This is a genomic window from uncultured Maricaulis sp. (assembly GCF_963976135.1).
GTDB lineage: Bacteria > Pseudomonadota > Alphaproteobacteria > Caulobacterales > Maricaulaceae > Maricaulis.
Window position 1 is genome coordinate 1 of the sequence record NZ_CAXBKN010000141.1, and the last position, 4,956, is coordinate 4,956.

6 protein-coding genes are annotated in these 4,956 nt (G+C 65.6%); 1 reads left to right on the forward strand and 5 read right to left on the reverse strand.

From position 1 onward, the window contains the following. Positions 1 to 10: 10 nt before the first annotated feature. The 5 genes from AAC023_RS13575 to AAC023_RS13595 all read right to left on the reverse strand — a co-directional run bounded on the left by AAC023_RS13575 (position 11) and on the right by AAC023_RS13595 (position 3,865). The gene (locus AAC023_RS13575) at positions 11 to 505 is read right to left on the reverse strand and encodes an N-acetylmuramoyl-L-alanine amidase (RefSeq protein WP_339741735.1); all 495 of its coding nucleotides are present in this window, start codon (positions 503 to 505) and stop codon (positions 11 to 13) included. Next, complete coding sequence (locus AAC023_RS13580; protein WP_339741736.1) at positions 502 to 1,416, reverse strand: EamA family transporter; 915 nt, start codon at positions 1,414 to 1,416, stop codon at positions 502 to 504. Before AAC023_RS13580 ends, AAC023_RS13575 begins: the two co-directional genes overlap by 4 nt. A gap of 69 nt (positions 1,417 to 1,485) precedes the next feature. Continuing rightward, positions 1,486 to 2,709 carry a hypothetical protein gene (locus AAC023_RS13585; protein ID WP_339741737.1) on the reverse strand — a complete coding sequence of 408 codons (1,224 nt, stop codon included), beginning with the start codon at positions 2,707 to 2,709 and terminating at the stop codon, positions 1,486 to 1,488. A 93-nt stretch (positions 2,710 to 2,802) separates the two neighbouring features. Continuing rightward, complete coding sequence (locus AAC023_RS13590) at positions 2,803 to 3,090, reverse strand: hypothetical protein (RefSeq protein WP_339741738.1); 288 nt, start codon at positions 3,088 to 3,090, stop codon at positions 2,803 to 2,805. A gap of 55 nt (positions 3,091 to 3,145) precedes the next feature. Then, positions 3,146 to 3,865, reverse strand: a complete 720-nt coding sequence (locus AAC023_RS13595) for a TerB family tellurite resistance protein (RefSeq protein ID WP_339741739.1) — start codon at positions 3,863 to 3,865, stop codon at positions 3,146 to 3,148. 168 nt (positions 3,866 to 4,033) lie between these two features. Between AAC023_RS13595 and AAC023_RS13600 the strand changes: the two genes are divergently transcribed. Next, positions 4,034 to 4,956: hydantoinase/oxoprolinase N-terminal domain-containing protein (locus tag AAC023_RS13600; protein ID WP_339741740.1), on the forward strand; the 923-nt coding region annotated here is incomplete at its 3' end.

Consider the following 4,956-nt stretch of genomic DNA (forward strand, 5'->3'; position numbering starts at 1 on the left):
GCGACAGGCATCACTCACGCACAACCCGCGCGCAGCCGGCCGCGGCCAAGCGATGCCAGGGGAATTTCTCGCCAGGGTCCTGTTTGCGGCCCGGTGCGATATCGGAATGGCCGACAACGCCCTCGGGGCCGATCCCGTGGCGGGCCATGATATCCGCGACCAGATGGATCACTGCTTCGATCTGGATGGCGGGGAAATCGGGCAGGCCGTAATCATGGCCGCCATTGACGATCTCGATCCCGATCGAGGCAGAATTGATGTCGGTCTCGCCGCGCCAGGCACTGACCCCGGCATGCCAGGCGCGCTTGTCCTCATCGACGAGCTGGAAGACGCGGCCATCTTCCTCGACCATGTAATGCGCACTGACTTCGGCCGCCGGGTCGCACATCCGCTCCAGCGCCACCGCACCGTTTTCCATGCCGGTATAATGCAGCACGATCAGGCTGACCGGCAATTTGCGGTCGTTGAAATTGGGCGAGGGGGCGGCAATCGGCGTCAGGCTCACAGGGTCTTCTCCCGTGCCAGCCCGGCTTCCGGCAGGGCCCGGTTGGGCCGCAGGGCGATAATGCCGACACCAAACAGCGCCAGTCCGCCGCCGACAAAGAGCCGCCAGCCGGCCTCATCGCCGGTGATGACGATGCCGGAGATGACGCCGATCAGCGGCGCCAGCAGGGTAATCGGCGCAATCATGGTCGCATCATAGCGCTGCAGCATTTTGTAGAACACACCATGGCCGAACACATTGACCAGCAGGACCGTGAAGATGACCGTCAGCATGAAGGGCCAGCCGCCGGCCATCACCGAGGCGATCTGGTCGCGCTCGAATACCAGCGACAGGGCGAGCAAAGGCGGCCAGGAGATCAGTCCGATCCAGGCCTGCATCCGCATCGAATCCAGCGGCATGCGCTTGACGAGGATCATCCCCAGCGCGCCGGTGAAGGCGGCGCCGATCCCGAGCAGGAGGCCGAAGGAAAGCCCGCCTATGCCCGGCCGGGCGACGACGAGGATAATGCCGGCAAAGGCGATAATGATGCCGGCGATGCGCGGCAGGCCGAGCCTCTCCTTCAGCATCACCACCGAGAGCAGGGTCGCAAACGGCACCCCCATCTGCAGCGTGATCGCCATGCCCGAGGGCGTCGCCCATTGCAGGCCAAGGAACATCAGCGCGTATTGCAGCGCCCCCATCGACAGGGCGATGCCGACCATCGCCTTCATGTCCTGCGGTCGCGGCCGCAGCCAGGGCGAGAGAATCGCAAACAGGAGCGCAAAGCGCAGGAAGGCGAAAAAGAGCGGCGGCGAGCCCTCGAATCCGGGCACCCATCCCGGCGAGCCCGTGATCGAGAATTTCGCAACAACAAAATTGACGCCCCAGACCGCACAGACCGCGATCAGGGCGAGGAGATCACGAATACGCATATCGCTTCATGGACCGGCCCGCCGCGGCGCACAAGCCATGGCGCGTATGAGCCACATGCACGTTTGATGTCAGTGCGTTGCGAAATGTGCGTCGAGGAAAGCGAGGAAGTTTTCCCAGTCCTGCGGCTGCACGCCATGCAGGCCCGGGCGCATCGCCACGGCGATATCGGCCGCCGGGTCGAATTCATCCAGGCCGGGCTGGGTCAGCCCGTCCGAGCCATAGAGGTGGTAAACCGGATTGGCGCCCTCGGCGGCGCGGAAACTTGATTGCGGATCGGACCATTGGTCGCGCCAGGCGCCACCGATCAGCAGCGGCCGCGGCGCCAGCAGGGCGATCAGCTGGTGCTGGTCGATCGGCATGTCGGCGCGATGGCTGGCCCGGCCGGCAAAGGCCGGCGCAAACCAGTGCGGATATCCGGACGTGATCGCCTCGACCGACTCGCCGGTGCCGCTGCGGGTCAGGGCTGTGCCGCCCGTGCCGGCCTGGTGAGCGATGACCAGATCGATACGCTCATCGACGGCGCCGGCCAGCAGCGCCGCCTTGCCATTGCGCGAATGGCCCCAGACGGCGGTGCGGTCGGCATCGAAGCGCGCATCGCCATCGAGCACGTCAACGACACGCGAATAGACCCAGGCCCAGGCCGCGATTGCGCCGCTGGGCCGGTCCGGCACCAGTGCCGCCAGCCGCGCGGCAGCGGCATCGGCATCATCCGGCACGATATCGCCGGGATAGATCAGGGCGATCGCATGGCCGTGCGCCAGGATATCCGTGACCGGCGGCTCCATGATGTAGCGGCCAAAAATCATCCGCACCGGCACGTTCTGGATACTGCCGTCGCATTGGGGCGCATGCGCCTCGGGCGGCGGCGGCGCGATATCCTCGCGCCCGCCCAGGGCGGTGCGGTTGCCGCAGAACATTTGCAGGATAATCGTCGGCACCGGCGCGGTCGCCGCATTGGGCAGGATGACCACGAGATGGGTCTCGAAACCGGACATGTCGAGCGTGTATTGCTCGATCCGGCCAAGCCCGCCGAAAGCCTGCGCCTCGATCAGTTCATGCGCCACGATCCGGGCCGGATCGTCCGCCGGCGCTTCACCATAAATCTCGTCGGCAAAACGCTGCCGCAGCGCGTCGCGGCCCGTCTCCCAGCTGGCCAGGCCGGTGCCGTCGAGTGCCGGAGCCGCCGCCGGGGCCGTCAGCCGGGCCGGAACCCTGGGCAGGGCCATGCTCACGCAGCCGACCAGCAGGAGCGGCGTCGCGATCAAAAAAGCTATCAGAAAACCCGTTCGCATTCACACGCCCTCATCGTCCGGCTCAGGCTGACAGCCACCGGACGGAACGCCAGTCAAATTGATGTGAAATATCCGGCCTCAAGCACCCAGGCCTCAGGAACCGAGCCCGTCAACCGTCCAGCCATCGGGGCCGCGGGTTGCGACCAGGATTTCCGGACCGGCGCCCTTGCGGCGCCCGCGCACCTTGATCCACAGCCAGTAGACGCCGAAGGTCACGAGGCCGGCACCGGCGATGATCAGGAAGACCGCGGTCAGCATGACCGCCATGAAGACGACAGCACCAATGAAGGCGAGCGCGATGATCGCCGCGAAAATATCGCGAACCACACGGCCTGCGCCGCTGGCGAAAAATGCGGATCGGGTTTGAGCTGTTTCGGTCATCGTCCTCTATCCATCTCTGCCCCTCGGCCATATGTTGGCATTTCAGGCGCCAAGGTCAATTGCTGGCACCGACATTAAGCCCGCGCTCTGCAAGGATCTGGCCATAAGCCGCGTTGATTACTGCCATTTTTTCATTGGCAAATCGTTGGGTCTCGAGCGGCGCACCGCGCGCCATCATGCGGTCTGGATGGTTTTGCGAGGCGATTCGACGATAGGCGCGCTTGAGATCGCTATCGGAAATATCGGCCTCGATACCGAGAATGATATAGGGATCATCATCGGATGCGCCCAGATGGGCAGTGCTGATGCGGCGAAATTCGAGCGGCGAGAAACCGAAAATCTCCGCCACCTGGTCGAGATAGTCCAGCTCGTCACTGGTCACCGCCCCATCCGCCTTGGCGATATGGAACAGGCCATCGAGCACGTCTTCCAGGATCGCCGGATTGGCCCGGAAGCGCCGCGCCAGGCGCCGCGCATAGCCGTCAAAGCCGAGCGTCGTCTGCATCGCCAGTTCGAAGGCACGATCGAGCGAGGCGCGGCCCTCCGGCGGCGGCCGGAACACCTCGTGGAAGGCCTTGATCTCGCTGCGGGTGACGAAGCCGTCGGCCTTGGCCATTTTGGCGCCGAGCCCGATCAGCGCCATGGCGAATTCGGCATCCTCGACGCGGCGCTCCGGCACGGCATTGGCCAGACCGGTGCCGCCCTCGCAACCATCGCAGTCGAGGAAGCTGTCCCGTCCCTGCAGGCGGGCTGCCAGTTTGTGCCAAAAACGCATGCGTGAATTGTCCCTTGCACGGCCATATAGGTGTCCTGCCCGGCATACGTCAGGGACGGGCAAGTGGATTGGCCATGTTTTGTCAGCTTTACCCGCTCACGCCGGCGCAGACCATGATAAACCTCGCTGCAGGCGCATCGGCGCAGCAGCGGTTTGACGGGAGTTTTCATGTCCGACTGGGAGTTCTGGATTGATCGCGGCGGCACGTTCACCGATGTCATCGGGCGCGGCCCCGATGGCCGCCTGCATCCGCTCAAACTCTTGTCGGAAAGCCCCGACTATCCCGATGCCGCCAGCGAAGGCGTGCGCCGCCTCGCCGCCGGCGCCGCTGTCGGCTCGGTCAAGATGGGCACCACGGTTGCCACCAATGCCCTGCTCGAACGCAAGGGCGCGAAAACCCTCTTCCTGGTGACGCGCGGCTTCGCCGATCTCCTGGTCATCGGCGACCAGACCCGCCCCGACATCTTTGCCCTCGACATCCAGCGCCCCGACCCGCTCTACACCCGCGTCGTCGAGGTCGATGAGCGCCTCGATGCCAGCGGCACGGTTCTGGTCCCGCTCGACGAGGCGCCGGTGCGCGAGGCCTTGGCCACAGCGAAGCAGGACGGCTTCACCTCGGTCGCGATCACGCTGATGCACGCCTATGGCCATGACGCCCACGAGGCCCGGCTGGAGGCGCTGGCGCGCGAGGCCGGCTTTGCCACCGTGATCCGTTCCAGCATTGCCAGCCCGCTGGTCAAGATCGTGCCGCGCGCCTCGACCACCGTTTTGGATGCCTATCTCACCCCGGTGCTGCGAGACTATGTCGACCGCGTCGATGCCGGGCTGGAGGGCACGCCGCTCTATTTCATGCAGTCCTCCGGCGGGCTCGCCCCCGCCGCCGGCTTCCACGCCCGCGACGCGGTGCTGTCCGGCCCGGCCGGCGGTGTCGTCGGCATGGCCAAGACGGCGCTCGCCGCCGGTCATCCCAAGGTGATCGGTTTCGACATGGGCGGCACCTCGACCGATGTCTCGCGCTTTGATGGCGAGACCTATGAGCGTGTCCAGGAAACCCTCGTCGCCGGCCATCGCCTGCGCGCCCCGATGATGGC